At 66.7% G+C, this 15,015-nt stretch carries 14 protein-coding genes; 11 read left to right on the forward strand and 3 right to left on the reverse strand.

The window, feature by feature from the left end; genetic code table 11:
• Positions 1 to 7: 7 nt before the first annotated feature.
• The gene (gene tnpA, locus AB0L82_RS16770) at positions 8 to 463 is read left to right on the forward strand and encodes an IS200/IS605 family transposase (protein WP_364636705.1); all 456 of its coding nucleotides are present in this window, start codon (positions 8 to 10) and stop codon (positions 461 to 463) included.
• 123 nt (positions 464 to 586) lie between these two features.
• On the opposite strand, the gene lon is transcribed toward tnpA, so the two are convergent.
• A complete protein-coding gene (lon, locus tag AB0L82_RS16775) occupies positions 587 to 2,983 on the reverse strand; it encodes an endopeptidase La (protein ID WP_364636707.1) in 2,397 nt (798 codons plus the stop codon).
• A 209-nt stretch (positions 2,984 to 3,192) separates the two neighbouring features.
• Here lon and AB0L82_RS16780 point away from each other — a divergent pair, with 209 nt between their 5' ends.
• The 4 genes from AB0L82_RS16780 (at position 3,193) to AB0L82_RS16795 (ending at position 6,646) form a co-directional block, all read left to right on the forward strand.
• Complete coding sequence (locus tag AB0L82_RS16780) at positions 3,193 to 4,047, forward strand: alpha/beta hydrolase (RefSeq protein ID WP_364636709.1); 855 nt, start codon at positions 3,193 to 3,195, stop codon at positions 4,045 to 4,047.
• Complete coding sequence (locus AB0L82_RS16785; protein ID WP_364636711.1) at positions 4,040 to 4,612, forward strand: WHG domain-containing protein; 573 nt, start codon at positions 4,040 to 4,042, stop codon at positions 4,610 to 4,612. Before AB0L82_RS16780 ends, AB0L82_RS16785 begins: the two co-directional genes overlap by 8 nt.
• Positions 4,613 to 4,687: 75 nt before the next feature.
• Positions 4,688 to 5,557, forward strand: coding sequence for an alpha/beta hydrolase (locus AB0L82_RS16790; protein WP_364636713.1), 870 nt, complete (start codon positions 4,688 to 4,690; stop codon positions 5,555 to 5,557).
• Positions 5,558 to 5,638: 81 nt separating this feature from the next.
• Positions 5,639 to 6,646, forward strand: a complete 1,008-nt coding sequence (locus tag AB0L82_RS16795) for a zinc-binding dehydrogenase (protein WP_364636715.1) — start codon at positions 5,639 to 5,641, stop codon at positions 6,644 to 6,646.
• A gap of 1 nt (position 6,647) precedes the next feature.
• On the opposite strand, the gene AB0L82_RS16800 is transcribed toward AB0L82_RS16795, so the two are convergent.
• Complete coding sequence (locus tag AB0L82_RS16800) at positions 6,648 to 7,706, reverse strand: metallophosphoesterase (protein ID WP_364636717.1); 1,059 nt, start codon at positions 7,704 to 7,706, stop codon at positions 6,648 to 6,650.
• Between the two features lie 171 nt (positions 7,707 to 7,877).
• On the opposite strand from AB0L82_RS16800, the gene AB0L82_RS16805 reads away from it, so the two are divergent.
• The 6 genes from AB0L82_RS16805 to AB0L82_RS16830 all read left to right on the forward strand — a co-directional run bounded on the left by AB0L82_RS16805 (position 7,878) and on the right by AB0L82_RS16830 (position 13,848).
• On the forward strand, positions 7,878 to 9,233 hold the full coding sequence (locus AB0L82_RS16805; RefSeq protein WP_364636719.1) for a hypothetical protein: 1,356 nt from the start codon (positions 7,878 to 7,880) through the stop codon (positions 9,231 to 9,233).
• A gap of 145 nt (positions 9,234 to 9,378) precedes the next feature.
• Positions 9,379 to 10,170 carry a TIGR03084 family metal-binding protein gene (locus AB0L82_RS16810; protein ID WP_364636721.1) on the forward strand — a complete coding sequence of 264 codons (792 nt, stop codon included), beginning with the start codon at positions 9,379 to 9,381 and terminating at the stop codon, positions 10,168 to 10,170.
• A 394-nt stretch (positions 10,171 to 10,564) separates the two neighbouring features.
• Positions 10,565 to 11,371 carry a hypothetical protein gene (locus AB0L82_RS16815; RefSeq protein WP_364636723.1) on the forward strand — a complete coding sequence of 269 codons (807 nt, stop codon included), beginning with the start codon at positions 10,565 to 10,567 and terminating at the stop codon, positions 11,369 to 11,371.
• 10 nt (positions 11,372 to 11,381) lie between these two features.
• Positions 11,382 to 12,566 carry an L-2-hydroxyglutarate oxidase gene (gene lhgO, locus AB0L82_RS16820; protein ID WP_364636725.1) on the forward strand — a complete coding sequence of 395 codons (1,185 nt, stop codon included), beginning with the start codon at positions 11,382 to 11,384 and terminating at the stop codon, positions 12,564 to 12,566.
• 93 nt (positions 12,567 to 12,659) lie between these two features.
• Entirely contained in the window at positions 12,660 to 13,187 is a 528-nt protein-coding gene (locus AB0L82_RS16825) for an SRPBCC family protein (RefSeq protein WP_364636727.1), read from the forward strand.
• A gap of 10 nt (positions 13,188 to 13,197) precedes the next feature.
• Entirely contained in the window at positions 13,198 to 13,848 is a 651-nt protein-coding gene (locus AB0L82_RS16830) for a ribonuclease H (RefSeq protein ID WP_364636729.1), read from the forward strand.
• Positions 13,849 to 14,087: 239 nt separating this feature from the next.
• On the opposite strand, the gene AB0L82_RS16835 is transcribed toward AB0L82_RS16830, so the two are convergent.
• Positions 14,088 to 14,960: a hypothetical protein gene (locus AB0L82_RS16835; protein WP_364636731.1), complete on the reverse strand. Its 873-nt coding sequence runs from the start codon at positions 14,958 to 14,960 to the stop codon at positions 14,088 to 14,090.
• Positions 14,961 to 15,015 lie beyond the last annotated feature (55 nt).

Below are 15,015 nucleotides of genomic sequence, written 5' to 3' on the forward strand. Positions count from 1 at the left end.
TTGGTCTATGTCGCCGAGATGGGTATCTGATCCAGATATACGCCGAGGTAGAACAGTCATGCACAATTTACAGGCGCATTTGGTCTTCGTCACACGTTTTAGACGAGAAGCCCTGAGTGACCCGATGCTGACTCGCTGCGAGCAGATCATGGCCGAGGTTTGCGACAAGTTCGACGCAACATTGATCGAGTTCCGTGGCGGTGAAGACCATGCGCACCTGTTGGTCCACTACCCGCCAACTGTGCAGGTCTCCACGTTGGTCAATAGCCTCAAGGGTGTGTCGGCGCGCTACCTACGCCAGGAATTTCCCGAGAATATTCAGCGATCTTCGCGAGGCGCGCACCTCTGGTCACCCTCGTACCTCGCGGTATCGACAAGCGGAGCGTCGGTGGCCGTCATCGATGAATACCTCGCTGCGCAGCGACAACCGGTGTCCGTGGACGAGGGCAGCCCCACCGGGTAGCCGGCGCGATTACTCCGAGGTGCAAGACGGTTTCATGTGAAACACGCGCGGTCTCGGTAGTTGACAGGGGAGGAGCCGTGCGTGTGGGACGCACGCACGGCTCCTCATGAGGAGCGCTCGCGGTTAGGCGGTGGCGCTCAGGGGGCGGCCTTCCAGGGCCGGTTCGATGACCGGTTCGATGGCGTAGGCCAGGATTTCGGCCACGTCGGCGACGGGGCGGACATCCAGGGCGGCCAGCACCTCGGCGGGGACTTCGTCGAGGTCGGGCTCATTGCGGGCGGGGATGAACACGGTCTTCAGGCCCGCGCGCTGGGCGGCCAGGAGCTTCTGCTTGACGCCGCCGATGGGCAGGACGCGGCCGTTGAGGGTGACCTCGCCGGTCATGCCCACATCCGCTCGGACCTGACGGTCCAGGGCCAGGGACACCAGGGCGGTGACCATGGTGACGCCTGCCGACGGGCCGTCCTTGGGGACCGCGCCTGCCGGGAAGTGGATGTGGATATTGCGGTCCAGCACCTTCGGCTCGATGCCGATCTCCTCCAGGTGCGAGCGCACGTAGGTGAGGGCGATCTGCGCCGACTCCTTCATGACGTCACCCAGCTGACCGGTGAGGGTGAGCGAGCGCTCGCCCTCGGCGGCATTGGCCTCGATGTAGAGGACATCGCCGCCCGCGCCGGTCACGGCCAAACCCGTTGCGACACCGGGGACCGCGGTGCGTTCCACCCCGTCGGGGGTGAAGCGCGGACGGCCCAGGTAATCCTTCAGGTCACCCAGTCCGATCACCAGCTGATCGGCCGAGTCCGGCACGAATTCGCCGGCGGTGATGATGCTTTCGGCATCACTCAGGTCCGCGGTTTCGGACAGCTTGGTCGCCGCTTTGCGCAGTGCCTTGGCGATCAGGCGTTCCATCTGACGGACACCGGCCTCCCGGGTGTAGTTGGCGGCGATTTCGCGCAGCGCCTCATCGGTGACCCGCACCTCGTCGGCGGTGAGCGCGTTGCGCTCCAGCTGACGCGGGATCAGGAAGTCGCGAGCGATGGCGACCTTGTCGTCCTCGGTGTAGCCGTCCACGGTGATCAGTTCCATGCGGTCCAGCAGCGGGCCGGGGATGGTGTCCATGACATTCGCGGTCGCGATGAACAGCACATCCGACAGGTCCAGATCCAGGTCCAGGTAGTGATCGCGGAAGGTGTGGTTCTGCGCGGGGTCCAGCACCTCGAGCAGCGCCGCCGCCGGATCACCGCGGAAATCGGAGCCGACCTTGTCGATCTCGTCCAGCAGGACAACGGGATTCATCGAACCCGCCTCCTTCATGGCACGCACGATGCGACCGGGCAGCGCCCCGACGTAGGTGCGCCGGTGGCCACGGATCTCGGCCTCGTCGCGCACGCCGCCGAGCGCGACGCGAACGAACTTGCGGCCCAGGGCGCGTGCCACGGACTCACCCAGCGAGGTCTTACCCACACCGGGCGGGCCGACCAGCACCAGCACCGCGCCGGAACCGCGACCGCCCACGACCTCCAGGCCGCGTGCGGCGCGACGGGCGCGCACCGCCAGGTACTCGACCATGCGGTCCTTCACCTCGTCCAGGCCGTGGTGATCGGCGTCCAGCACCGCGCGGGCAGCCGAAACATCGGTGCTGTCCTCGGTTTTCACGCTGAACGGCAGCTCCAGGACGGTGTCCAGCCAGGTCCGGATCCAGCCGGATTCCGGGCTCTGATCGCTGGAACGCTCCAGGCGATCGACCTCGCGCAGCGCGGCCTCGCGGATATTGTCCGGGAGATCGGCGGTCTCGACGCGGGTGCGGTAATCGTCCGCACCGTCGGGCTCACCCTCGCCCAGCTCCTTGCGAATCGCGTTGAGCTGCTGGCGCAGCAGGAATTCGCGCTGCGACTTCTCGACGCCCTCGCGGACCTCTTCGCTGATCTTCTCGTTGACCTCGGTCTCGGCGATGTGCTGTTTGGTCCACTCGATCAGCTTGGTCAACCGGGTTGCGGTGTCCAGGGTTTCGAGCAGCTCACGCTTCTCGTCATGGCCCAGGTACGGGGCCCAGCCGGCCGCGTCGGCGATGGCCGACGGATCGTTCAGCTGATTCACCGCGTCGATGACCTGCCACGCCTCACGCCGCTGCAGCACCGCCACGACCAGCTTCTTGTATTCGGCGGCGAGCTCTTTGGTGCGGCCGTCGGGCTCGGGCACCTCGACCGGTTCGGCCTCGACCCAGAGCGCCGCGCCGGGTCCGGTCACGCCGTGCCCGATCTTCGCGCGGCCCTCGGCCTTCAGCACCGCCGCCGGTGCGCCGCCGCGCATCCGGCCGACCTGTTCGATGGTGGCGACCACGCCGTAGCTGGCGTAGCCCTCATCGAGGCGAGGCGCGACCAACACCTGGTTGACCTTGCCCGCGCGGGCGGCATCGATGGCGGCTTGGGCGGACTCGTCGAGCTCGATCGGGACGATCATGCCGGGCAGCACGATCGGATCGGTCAGGAATAGCACCGGCAGGTTCTGAGGGTTGGTCACTTCTCTACCTCTTCCAAGATTGAGCGTCTCCTACTCAACTCAGGTTGAGCGTTACCCGGTCAACTCCGGTCCCCGCCGAGTAATTCCGCGACCTTGTTCGCCCCGGGCGAACGCCGGATCCACCCCGGTCGGAATCGGGGGTTGACGGTTTTGGCTAAAGCTATTAGCTTTATGGCTACAGAAATTAGCTACACGAAGGAGCGGACGATATGACCGAGTACATGGACATCGACGGCGGCCGGATCGCATACGACTCGATCGGCGAAGGTCCCCTGGTGGTGCTCTCGCACGGCATCGGCGACCGCCGCCAGGCCTACCGGTTCCTGGCCCCGATCATCGCGGCCGCCGGTTACCGGGTGGTGAGCACCGATATGCGCGGACACGGCGATTCGAGCATGAACTGGGTGTCCGAGACCGGAAAGGAAGCCATCAGCCGCACCGATGTCGCCAATGACCTGCTCGCGGTGATCGCCGGACTGAACGCCGGACCCGCGATCGTGGTGGGCCACTCGCTCTCCGGCGGCTCGGCCACCATCGCCGCCGCCAAATCTCCCGAACTGGTGCGCGCCATCGTCGAGATCAACCCCTTCACGCTGGCCCAAACCCCTTCCGTCGGAGCGCTTTTCACCGTGTCCCGGTACCGCCGCGGTATGACCGCGCTGATGGGCACCATGATTTTCAAGAGCGTGAACCAGTGGCTGAAGTACCTGAACATCGCCTACCCGACCAAGCCCGCCGACTACGACGAGTACATGGCCGCCAACGCCGCCAAGCTCCGGGAACCGGGCCGGATGGCCGAATTCATGAAGACCGGCAAGTCCACCCCGGCCGACGCGCAGGCACAGCTGCCCAACGTCACCCAGCCCGCGCTGATCATCATGGGCACCGCCGATCCGGACTTCCCGAACCCCGAGGCCGAGGGCAAAGCCGTCATCGCCGCACTGCCCGCCGGACTCGGCAGCCTCGGACTCGTCGAGAATGGGGGCCACTACCCGCACGCGCAGCTGCCGGAGCGGACCGCCGAATTGATCCTGCCGTTCCTGAAGGAGCACGCGAATGCCTAGAGCCGGGCTCAGCAAGACCGATGTCGTCGCGGCGGGAGCGCAACTCGCCGACGACGCCGGTTTCGCGAACCTGGCCCTGAGCCCGCTGGCTCAGCGACTCGGCGTTCGCACCCCGTCGCTGTACAAGCACATCGACAGCCTCGCCGATCTGCAGCACGGCGTCGCCACGCTCGCCATGACCGAACTCGATCAGCGGCTGCGCGACGCCATGCACGGGCTGTCCGGCAGCGAAGCGCTCGCGGCCTTCGCCACCGCGTTCCGGGAATACGTGGTCGCGCATCCGGGCCGGTACAGCGCCACCGTCGGGGCCACCTTCACCGGCCCGGACGATCCACTGCTGCAATCGAGTTCGCGCGTCATGGAATCCATGCGGGCGGTGCTGCGCGGCTACGGCATCCCCGACGACGAGATGGTGCACGCCATCCGCACGCTGCGCTGCACCTTCCACGGCTTCGCGACACTGCAGGCATCGGACGGCTTCCAGTGGAGCGACGACTCCGAGGACAGCTTCGACTGGATGATCCGCTTCCTGGACCGCGGACTCGGCCAAATCGGCACCGCCTGAGCCGAACTCCTATGACGCGGCCGCATTCCGGAGGACCATGGACACGACACCGGCAACGAAGCCACCTGGAGCGTCATGGAAGACTTCACCTTCGACGGGATCCGCATCGCCTATCTGAAGCGCGGTGACAGCGGACCACCGGTGGTGCTGCTGCACAATGCCGGATCCTCCCATCTGATCTGGACCGCGCAGACCACGGCGCTCGCCAGGAACCATCGGGTCTACGCGCTCGATCTGCCCGGCTACGGATCCTCCGATCAGCCCGCCGACGGCTTCACCCTCGCGCGCTATGCCGAACTGGTGCACGCGTTCCTGCTGCATCATGAGCTCACCGATGTCCGGTTGATCGGCAATTGCCTGGGCTCGGCAATCAGCCTCACGCTGGCCCGCACCCATCCCGGCCTGGTGCACGCGGTGGTGGCGATCAACCCGCTCACCGAATCCACCGCCATGCGCGGCGATCTGGGCGCGGCGGCCCGGCTCACCCGCGCGCTGCCCGATTCCGGCGCTCGCGCGCTGTTCGGCTGGCACACCCCGAAATGGTTCGCCCGCACCACCATTCGCACCTGGTTCTCGAGCGGCCGGGCCTATCGCGAATGCCCGTACGTGCAACCACTGTCCGACGGTTTTCCGGCCCGTGCGCTGGTCGGGCTGGTGCGCGACCTGGGATCCTTTGCCGCACTGGATAGCTGGCCGGACCGCGACAGCATGCCGCCGGTCTGCACCATCTGGGGCGTCGAGAACCGCGTTCTGTCCGCGGCCGCCGGGCGCACGCTCAATGAACAGCTCCGCCCGGACCGCGCGGAATGGCTGGATCGCTGCGGTCACGTGCCGATGCTCGAACGCGCACCCGAGGTGACGGCGATCATCACCGGATTCCTGGAGTCGACGTCCTCCGATACCCATCGGACCGCCCGGACCCGGCGGCGCGCGTCGACCGGGTAGCGGACGAAGCGGACCATTCACCCGAATTATCGACCTAGCATGGCTGGCAGTGAGCAATGCTTCCAACCGCCATAGGAGTCGATGATCATGCTGGCCGCGCGACTACACCTGGGACCGAATCGCCGCTTGGAATTGGATGAGGTTCCGGTGCCCGAGCCCGGCCCGGATCATGTGCTGGTGAAGGTGGAGGCGGCGGGCGTCTGCCTGTCGGACGTGCACCTCATCGACGGAACGCTGTCACCGCTGTTCCTCGAGGGCGATGTGGTGACGCTCGGGCACGAGGTCGCCGGAACCGTGCATCAGCTCGGGCCGGGGGTCACCGCGGCCAAGGTCGGGGATCGAGTGCTGTTGCAGGCCGGGGAGATTCGCGGGGGAGCCACCTTCACGCGCGGCGTCGACTACGACGGCGGCTGGGCGGAGTACACGCTCGCGCGCATCGATACGCTGGTGCCGATCCCCGATGACCTGCCGTTCGAGCAGGCCTGCTTCATTCCGGACGCGGTCTCCACGCCGTGGGCCGCCGTCACCGCGACAGCCGAGGTGAAAGCCGGTGAGGCCGTGGGCGTCTGGGGCGTCGGCGGACTCGGGGCGCACGGGGTGCAGTTGCTGCGGCTGGTCGGCGCGGCCCCGATCATCGCGGTCGATCCGCTGCCCGCGGCGCGGGAGCGGGCGCTGGAATTCGGCGCGGATCTGGCCTTCGATCCGGCCGATCCGGAGCTGCGGCAGAAGATCTTCCAGGCCACGGGGACCGGTCTGGCCGCCGCGTTCGACTTCGCGGGTGTCGCGGCCGTGCGTGAACAGGCCGTGGTGTGCCTCGCGCCGCAGGGGCGGTTGGTGCTGGTCGGGCTGACGAACAAGCCGATCACCATTACCGGCGGAACGGCTTTCAGCTTCTTCCAGCAGCAGTTGCGCGGACACTACGGGTCCGGGCCCGAGCATGTCACCCAGCTGGTGAAGTTGCAGGGGTTGCAGCGGGTCGACTTCTCGCGGTCGGTGAGCGCGGTGCTGCCGCTGGCCGATGCCGCCAAGGCCGTGCATGCCCTCGATGCCAAGGAAGGCAACCCGATTCGGATCGTGCTCAAGCCCTGAGTCAGACCAGGCGGCGCTGGAAGGCAGTGGTGGGCTGACCGTTCGAGGGATCGACGGTGTGGACGGTCAGCTCCGCCGAGTTCGCCGTCAGATCCAGGACCATGAAACCGAGGTCGGTGAAGTTCTCGAACAGCGCCGGCGTGATGCGGGCCGGATCCTTCTCGTGCGAGCCGGAATTGGTCTTGGCGGCCGCGCCGGACACGATCTGCCGGGTGCCCTTGCAGGCCGGATTCGGTTCCAGCACCTGGAGGCAGTGATCGTGCCCGGAGAGCAGGAACTGGGCGCGGCCGAGCACATGCGCTTCGAAGAAGCGTTTCACGTGGATGCCGTTGACCGGTTCGATGCTCAAACCCTCGTATTCCCCGGCATTTCCGTGACTGCCGTTGCTCAGGTACGGGTGGTGGGTGCAGACGATCTTCCATTTGGCGGTGGATGCGTCGAGCGCGCGATCGAGCCACGCGGCCTGTTCGGTCATGAACTCACCGTCCGCCGCCCAGTACGGCGCGAACAGCGGGGGCAGATACGCGGCAATGGGATTCAGGTCCAGCACGAAGAATTCGACCAGATCGCCGATCGGGACCGAATAGTAGCGGGACGGCATCCACCAGCGCGGTGAGCGCGAGTGATAGGCGACCTCGTGATCGCCGCGCAGCAGCCAGCCGCCGTCGCCGGGCAGGATGGAACTGTTGTCGTGATTGCCCTGCACCATGATCCAGGGGAAGTCCAGATCGTGGTTGGGGTCTTCGAATTTGGCGTTGAACTGGGCGTCGTCATCGGACTGCGGGCCCTGTTCGTAGAGGTTGTCGCCGAGTCCGATGGCGAAGGAGAAGGGCTGTTGCGCGTGCAGTGCGCGGGCGGCGTCGGCGACGGCCCACTGCGGGCGCGTGCCGGTACCCGCGTCACCGGTGACGAGAATGCGCAGCGGCCCGCCGTCGGGGAAGGGCAGTTTGCCGGGCGCGGGTTGCGCTCCGGCGGGTGCGGTGGTCGCCAGGCTCGCGGCGGTGGCCAGGCCGGCGGCGGTGGCGGCGCCGGTCAGAAAGCCGCGGCGGTCGACATTCATTCATCTCTCCCTTGACTACCCCATTTGGTCGCCCGACCAGTATTGCCGGTCCCGTGAAACCACGCACAATATGACACGTTCTCCGAGGCCATCGACCTTTTGACAGCACACTTGGCCAATGAGAGTGTTGTGTGTCCGTTTTCTCACCATCGGCCGCAGGGGGACGCAGTAATGACGACAATGGCCTCGGGTGTCTTCCTCGACTGGGAGCAGCTGACCGGCCAACCCAAACTCGTCGTCGACCTGATCAGTTTCCCCATCTTCAGCGCCATCGCCGGTTGGCTCACCAACTGGACCGGCGTACTGATGTTGTTCTGGCCGCTCTACTTTCGCGGTATCCGCATTCCGGGCCTGGACATTCTCTATCCCTATCTGCCGCGCCGCGTACAGGTGCTGCCGACCTTCTCCGGCGACGGCAAACAGCTCGGCTTCCAGGGCTTCATCCCCGCGCGCGCCGAGAAAATGGCCAGCATCTGCGTGGACGTCGCCATCATGCGCATCGGCAGTCCACGCGATTTCATCCATGAGTTGGATCTGGACGGCATCGCGGATTACATCGCCGACGTCGGCCGCAAACAGGTGCCGTCCATGGTCAACGAGATCATGAAGCGGGAGAACCCGGATCTGTGGGGCGCGGTCCCGCGCGCGGCCCGAAATGTGTTGTACCAGCGCGTGGAACGCGAATTGCCGACGCTGGCCCGCCGGGCTTTCGAACAGCTCGGCGACAATGTCGATCAGCTCATCGACATCAAGAGTTTCGTCATTCGGTACCTGCGGGAGAATCCGCACATCCTGAAGGACCTCACCACCACCATCGCCGCGCCCGAACTCAAATTCATGGTGCGCATCGGACTGCTCGGCGCGCCGTTCGGCCTGCTGCTGGCGCTGTATATGCAAGTGCACCATCGCATTCCGGTGGTGGGCTGGGTGCCGGGCTGGGTGGTCATCCTGGCCGCGGCCGCCGCCATCGGCGTACTGGTCAATGTGATCGCGGTGAAAATGGTGTTCGAGCCCGGCGATCCGCAACCGCGCTACAAGTACCTGTGGAAGCAGGCGCTGCTGGCCAAGCGGCAGCCCGAGGCGGCGGCCGATCTCGCGCACATCCTGGCCTACCAGGTGCTGACGCTGCCCAATCTGGCCAAGGAATTGCTCGACGGCACCAATGGCGACAAGACCCGGCAGCTGCTCGAGCGTCTCATCGCCGCCGAGATCCACCGGCAGCTCGGGCCGACGCACACCTTCGTGCGCACCGTGTTCGGGGCCCGGAATTTCGACAATTTGAAGGTCGGCGCGACCGCCGCGGCCGCCGGACTCGCGCCGAGCCTGGTCGAGGACGAGGAATTCGCGGCGGCGCAGGCCAAGAAGATCGATGAATTCGCCGCGCGCAAACTCCAGCAGCTGACGCCGGGCGAGTTCATGGAGATGTTCTACGCCTCGGTGGAACAGGACGCGTGGCTGCTGTATCTGCACGGCGCGGCGCTCGGGCTCGGCGTGGGCGCGGTGCATCTGATCCTGTTCGGCTGGTAGGCGGCCGCTTCCAGGCAAATACAAGCACGCGTGCTTGCATTTTTTCGCTCGCACTGCGATGCTGGCGGCGACGGCACACACAATGGCGTGTGTGCCCGTTCTGTGCCTGTCTCGGCACAGCGAGCATGAGCGACAAGGACTTTCGATGGCCGATCTCGAGGCGTTGCTCGCCGACTTCACCGCCGAATGCGACGACCTGGACCGGCTCATCGCCGATCTCGATGCCGCCGAGTGGCAGCGGGACACCCCCGCGCCCGGCTGGACCATCGCCCATCAGATCGCACATCTGACCTGGACCGATCGTGTCGCCGCGATCGCCGCCACCGATACAGTCGCCTTCGACGCGCTCGTGCAGGCGGCGCTGCCCAAGGCGCTCACCTTCGTGGACGAGGCCGCCGAGGAAGAGGCCAAGACGCCCGCGCCGGAATTGCTCGCGGCCTGGCGGCGCGATCGCGGGGTGCTGGTCGAGGCGCTGCGGACGGTGCCCGCCGGAACCAAACTGCCGTGGTTCGGGCCGCCGATGAGCGCGGCCTCCATGGTGACCGCGCGGCTCATGGAGACCTGGGCGCACGGGCAGGATGTGGCGGATGCGCTCGGGGTCACCCGGGTGCCGACCGCTCGGTTGAAGAACGTCGCACATCTCGGCGTGCGCACCCGCGATTTCGCGTACCTCACGCACGGGCGCACCGCGCCCGATGCGGAGTTCCGGATCGAATTGACCGCGCCCGACGGCTCCGCGTGGACCTGGGGTCCCGCGGACGCGGCGCAGCGCATCAGCGGTCCCGCCGTGGATTTCTGCCTCGCCGTCACCCAGCGCAGGCATCTCGATGACCTGCCTTTGCAGGTGGAGGGTGCGCAGGCGCTCGAATGGCTCGGGCTGGCACAGGCTTTCGCTGGTCCGCCCGGAGTCGGCCGGACGGCGGGCCAGTTCCACTGACCCGCCGCCGATCCCGGCCTCCGGCCTAGATCTCCCCCAATTCCCAGGGAGTAGAGCGAGCGAGCGCCACCCTTGGGTGCGCCGTGCCTGGTGCCGACCGGACGACATTGGCCGGAGGTCCTCGAGTGGCAGTCGAGTGGGCGCTCGCCGCTCTCTGGTATTTACCCAGCCTTCTGATATCGGAAACCTGCCGATGCAGAAACCCCGGCGAAGTTCCCATTTCGGACCCGTCAGTCTCAGCTGTCGGTACAGTCGCTGTGATCCTGGTCTCGAGGGCCGCGGGTGTCACCGCGCGTCACCGTAACCTGGACGGGCGTACGACTTTCAATGGTGCGGGTCGTGGGCGTCGAAAGACGCAGGGGGACCAGGGGAGAGGGAAAGGACCGCACCAGTCATGTCGCATCAACTCGCGACGCAGGCCGCCGGATCATCGCGGCGTGCGGCACAGGTGCTCCGCTACAGCGCCATCGTCACCGCCGGAATGGCGAGCATCGGTCTCACCGTCGCCGCCGGCTCCTACATCGCCAACCAAATGGCCGACGCACAGAAATCCGGCACGATCGTGGCCGCGCCGGGTGACCGGCACGCGACGGTGACCGCGCCCGGCAACGTCACAGCACCGGTCGACAATACGCCGGTCGCCGACAATATCGGCCTCACAGCGTTTTTCACACCGCATGCCACGGAAAATCCTGCACCACTGAATATTCCGGCCACCCGCGTCGGAACGACCACCGAAACCACCCGCGCGGCCAAACCCGAGCCGATTGCCGGGCAGTTGCGACTCGGCGGCGCGTACGTCGGCGCGGCAGTCGTTCCGGTACAGCGCAATTCGGTCTCGCTGACCTTGGACACCAATGTGTTCGCCACCATCGCCGATCTGGTGCTGCACACGCCGATCGGGGAGACCCTGGGCATCGGATCCGATCCGACGGCCAACACCCAGCTGCGCACCGATGTGGATACGCGCAGCGGTGAAGTGACGGTGACACTGTCCGATCCGGCACTGGGCCGCTACGGCGTCCAGCTGGCCAGGCACAACACACCCGCCGCGGCGACCGTACCGAACCAGACGACGCCGAACCAGGCAGCCCGGCAGGACCAGCCGGTCACACCGAACGAGGCCGGAGCACAGCAGGTCTCGCCCGGCGCCGGCGCGGAATCCGGCCGCACGGGCGGCTCGGAACTCACCACTGTGTGAGACTTCCGGTGTGTACGACTACTGCGTGATCGGCGGCGGCATCGTCGGAGTGGCCACCGCGCACCGCATTCTCGAACGGCATCCCGGCGCGAGCCTGCTGCTGCTCGAGAAGGCGGATGCGCTGGGCGTGCACCAGACCGGGCACAACAGCGGAGTGATCCACTCCGGAATCTATTACGAGCCCGGCAGTCTCAAGGCGCGGCTGTGCCGGGCCGGGGCCGCACAGACCAAGGAATTCGCGGCGGCGCACGGCATTCCGTTCGAGGTGTGCGGAAAACTGCTGGTGGCCACCGATTCCGCCGAACACGCCCGGATGCTGGCCCTGTACGAGCGGTCGGTGACCAATGACGTCGAGGTGGAACTGCTCGACGCCGCCGAACTGGTGCGCCGCGAACCCCGGATCACCGGGGTGGGCGCGCTGTTCGTGGCGAGCACCGGGATCATCGACTACAAGCTGGTCACCGCGGCGCTGGCCGAGGCGATCCGCGCGGCCGGTGGCGAGATCCGGCTCGGCGCGGAGATCACCGCGATCGACGAGAACGCCGATGCGGTAACCGTTTCCGGTCCCGCCGGGAGCTGGCGGGCGGCCCGGCTGGTGGTGTGCGGCGGATTGCAGGCCGATCGGCTCGCCGCGCTCGCCGGATTGCGCCCCGACCTGCGCATCGTGCCGTTCCGCGGTGAGTATTACCAGCTGCCGCCCGAGCGCAAGGGCCTGGTGAGCACGCTCATCTACCCCATTCCCGATCCCGAATTGCCGTTCCTGGGCGTGCATTTGAGCCCGACCATCGACGGCGGGCTCACTGTCGGGCCCAACGCGGTGCTCGGATTGGCGCGCGAGGGATATCGCAAGGGCAGCGTGAATCTGCGCGATGCGCGGGAAATCCTGGGATTCCCGGGTTTTCACCGGGTGGCCGCGGCCAATGTGCGAACGGGACTGCGCGAGATGCGCAATTCGATGTTCCGGCGCGGATATCTCGCGGAGTGCCGGCGCTACTGCCCGGAATTGACGGTAGCGGATCTGTTGCCACGCGAGGCCGGCATCCGCGCGCAAGCGGTGCGGCGCGATGGCACGCTGGTACACGATTTCCTGATCGAACGGACGGCGAGGTCGGTGCACGTGCTCAATGCGCCGTCACCGGCCGCAACTTCGGCGCTGCCGATCGCGGCACATATCGCCGAACAATTGGACAACTGACCGAATTGCGCACGCACAGCAAATCCGGGTATCCATTCATTAAATAGGATTGCTGTAGTACTTTTGTTGGCAGCCGTGGGACAGGGAGCACCTATGGGCCACATGAAATACGCGTGCGACGTCGGGGCACCGGTGGAGGTCGCGTTCACCTATACCGACAACCATCAGTTCGTACCGGACTGGGCCTTCGCCGTCACCGCCTTCGAACCCCTCGGAGACAGCGATCACGGCTCGGGCGCCATCTTCGGCACCACGCTGCGGGTCGGCTTCTGGCATCCGGTCATCGAATGCGAGATCACCGACTACCGCCGCAACGCGGTCATCGAATACACGCTGCGCAGACGCAGGACGGGGAAGTCGGCGCCCGCGCAGCAGCACGATGGCGGCACCCCGATCGGCGCACCACTGTGCGTCATCACCCTGCGATTCGATCCGCTCGGCTACGGTCGTGCGGTGCTGACCTCGGAAACCGAGTACCGCGTTCCGCGCGGGCTCACCGGCCGCCTGCTCTCCCGAATGCTGGCCGCCGCCGTACAATCGGCCGTGCGACGCACCGAATCGCAATTGCGAAGGGAGATAGAGGAATTCCACGGAACGGATCTTGTCGGCCGGATTGCGTAGGGTTGTGAGCATGATCATCGTGAGCACCGACGGATCGTGCCTGCGTAACCCGGGCGGAGCCATCGGCTGGGCGTGGGTCAATCACGCGGGCGGATCGGCCAGCGGCGGTGCGGCCTCGGGCACCAACCAGATCGCGGAGCTACGCGCGCTATTGGAAGCCATCCGCGCCCATCCCAGCTCGGAACCGCTGTTCATCGAATCCGATTCGCTCTACGCGATCAAGTGCGCCTCCGAATGGATCAACGGGTGGCGGCGGAACGGGTGGAAGACCTCCAGCGGGGGGCCGGTGAAGAACCTGGAATTGATCCGGGCGATCGATCAGGCCATCAGCACCCGGCCCGGACCCGTGCGATTCCGCTGGGTGCGGGGACATGTCGGCAACTACTTCAACGAGCAGGCGGACACGCTGTGCGGGCAGGCCGCGCGCGCCATCGCCGCCGGGACGCTCGAGCCCGCGCCCGATGTCACCACCGATGATCCGATCACCGAGCCGATTCCGATCGATCCGATGACGGAGCCGATTCCGGTGATCTCGCCGGTGGAGAATGTCTCGGCGGTCGCCGAAAAGATCGTGGCGCAAGCGCATACGGCCCCGGCGACTCCGCGTCGCAGGGCCACCCCGGCGAAAACCCCGGCGCCCGACGCGCTGACCCTGTTCTAGAACAGGGAAATGGGGGGACGCTGACGCTGGGTCTTGGGGCTACGCCCCCAAACCCCCAGGCAGACGCGGTGACACTCGATCGAGGACGCGACCCCAAACCCTCGGCGGTGCGACGCTGGATCGAAACGAGCTGAACCCTCGGCAGGTGCGATGCCGGGTTCGGGACGCCAGCCTCAACCGTTCGATCACAAAGGCCCGCCTCCGATTTCTATCGGGAGCGGGCCTTTTCGTGTGGTGTCTTAGTTACCCGGGGCCGGGGTGGGGGCCGGGGCCGGGGCTCCGGAGGGGGCGGGCTGTTGGGTGGAGGGGGAGCCGCCGCCGGGGAAGAGGCCGTTGTTGCCGTTGTCGGCGATGGGCTCGAACTTGGAGACGAGCCACTTGCCGTCCTTCTTCTCCAGTTCGGCGTAGGTGGGCAGGGTCAGCACCAGGGGCTGAGCGCGCATGGTGTTGCTGGAGGTCTGGGTGAGGCTGACCAGGACGGTGGCCTTGGAGTCGTCACCGGATTCCCAGCCGCAGCGGACCGTGTTCAGCTTCGAGGAGGCGTGCACACTGGTCAGCACGTCCTTGAGGTCGCCGGACATCTTGTCGAACATGTCCCGGAAGTCACCGGTGGTGGCGGCCTGGACGCGCTGCACGTAGTCGCCGAGGCTCTTGTCGTCGTAGACCGAGACGGTTTTGACGAAATCGCAGGCGGCCTTGGTGGAATCGTCGCGGTCGGCGAGTTCGTTCTTGTCCTTGTTCGACTGCAGCCAGAAGAACACGACCGCGCCGATCGCGGCGACCAGCAGTACGCCCGCCGCGAAAGCGGCGATCAACGGCAACGGCAGCGAGGACGACGACTTCGCCGTGGGCGGCGGGGTGGCCGAAGCCGAGCTCGCCGGAACGGGCGGCACCTCCGCCGCGGCCGCAACCGGTGCGGCGGGGATCGCGTCGGCTGGCTCATCCGCGGCGGCGGCCTTGTCGGCGGCGTCGGTGTCCTTGCCGAGGGCGACCGTTTCCGGTTCGGCCGCTTCCTGCTTCGCCGTCGGCGTTACGTCGGCGCTGCCCTGTACATCGGCCTCGGCGATCGAGTCGTCTTCGGTTTTCTTGTCCTGGGCAGCGTCATCCGACATGTATCGATCACTTCCTCGGTGCGCTGCGGGCGCACCGTTCTAGGTTCTTCAGCGA

Source organism: Nocardia sp. NPDC052001, from assembly GCF_040680615.1.
Classification (GTDB): Bacteria; Actinomycetota; Actinomycetes; order Mycobacteriales; family Mycobacteriaceae; genus Nocardia.

Coding starts and splice junctions, on each gene's coding strand:
- tnpA (WP_364636705.1), top strand. CDS start 8: ATGTCGCCGAGATGGGTATCTGATCCAGATATACGCCGAGGTAGAACA.
- AB0L82_RS16805 (WP_364636719.1), top strand. CDS start 7,878: ATGACGACAATGGCCTCGGGTGTCTTCCTCGACTGGGAGCAGCTGACC.
- AB0L82_RS16780 (WP_364636709.1), top strand. CDS start 3,193: ATGACCGAGTACATGGACATCGACGGCGGCCGGATCGCATACGACTCG.
- AB0L82_RS16785 (WP_364636711.1), top strand. CDS start 4,040: ATGCCTAGAGCCGGGCTCAGCAAGACCGATGTCGTCGCGGCGGGAGCG.
- AB0L82_RS16835 (WP_364636731.1), bottom strand. CDS start 14,960: ATGTCGGATGACGCTGCCCAGGACAAGAAAACCGAAGACGACTCGATC.
- AB0L82_RS16810 (WP_364636721.1), top strand. CDS start 9,379: ATGGCCGATCTCGAGGCGTTGCTCGCCGACTTCACCGCCGAATGCGAC.
- AB0L82_RS16790 (WP_364636713.1), top strand. CDS start 4,688: ATGGAAGACTTCACCTTCGACGGGATCCGCATCGCCTATCTGAAGCGC.
- AB0L82_RS16795 (WP_364636715.1), top strand. CDS start 5,639: ATGATCATGCTGGCCGCGCGACTACACCTGGGACCGAATCGCCGCTTG.
- AB0L82_RS16815 (WP_364636723.1), top strand. CDS start 10,565: ATGTCGCATCAACTCGCGACGCAGGCCGCCGGATCATCGCGGCGTGCG.
- AB0L82_RS16825 (WP_364636727.1), top strand. CDS start 12,660: ATGGGCCACATGAAATACGCGTGCGACGTCGGGGCACCGGTGGAGGTC.
- AB0L82_RS16800 (WP_364636717.1), bottom strand. CDS start 7,706: ATGAATGTCGACCGCCGCGGCTTTCTGACCGGCGCCGCCACCGCCGCC.
- AB0L82_RS16830 (WP_364636729.1), top strand. CDS start 13,198: ATGATCATCGTGAGCACCGACGGATCGTGCCTGCGTAACCCGGGCGGA.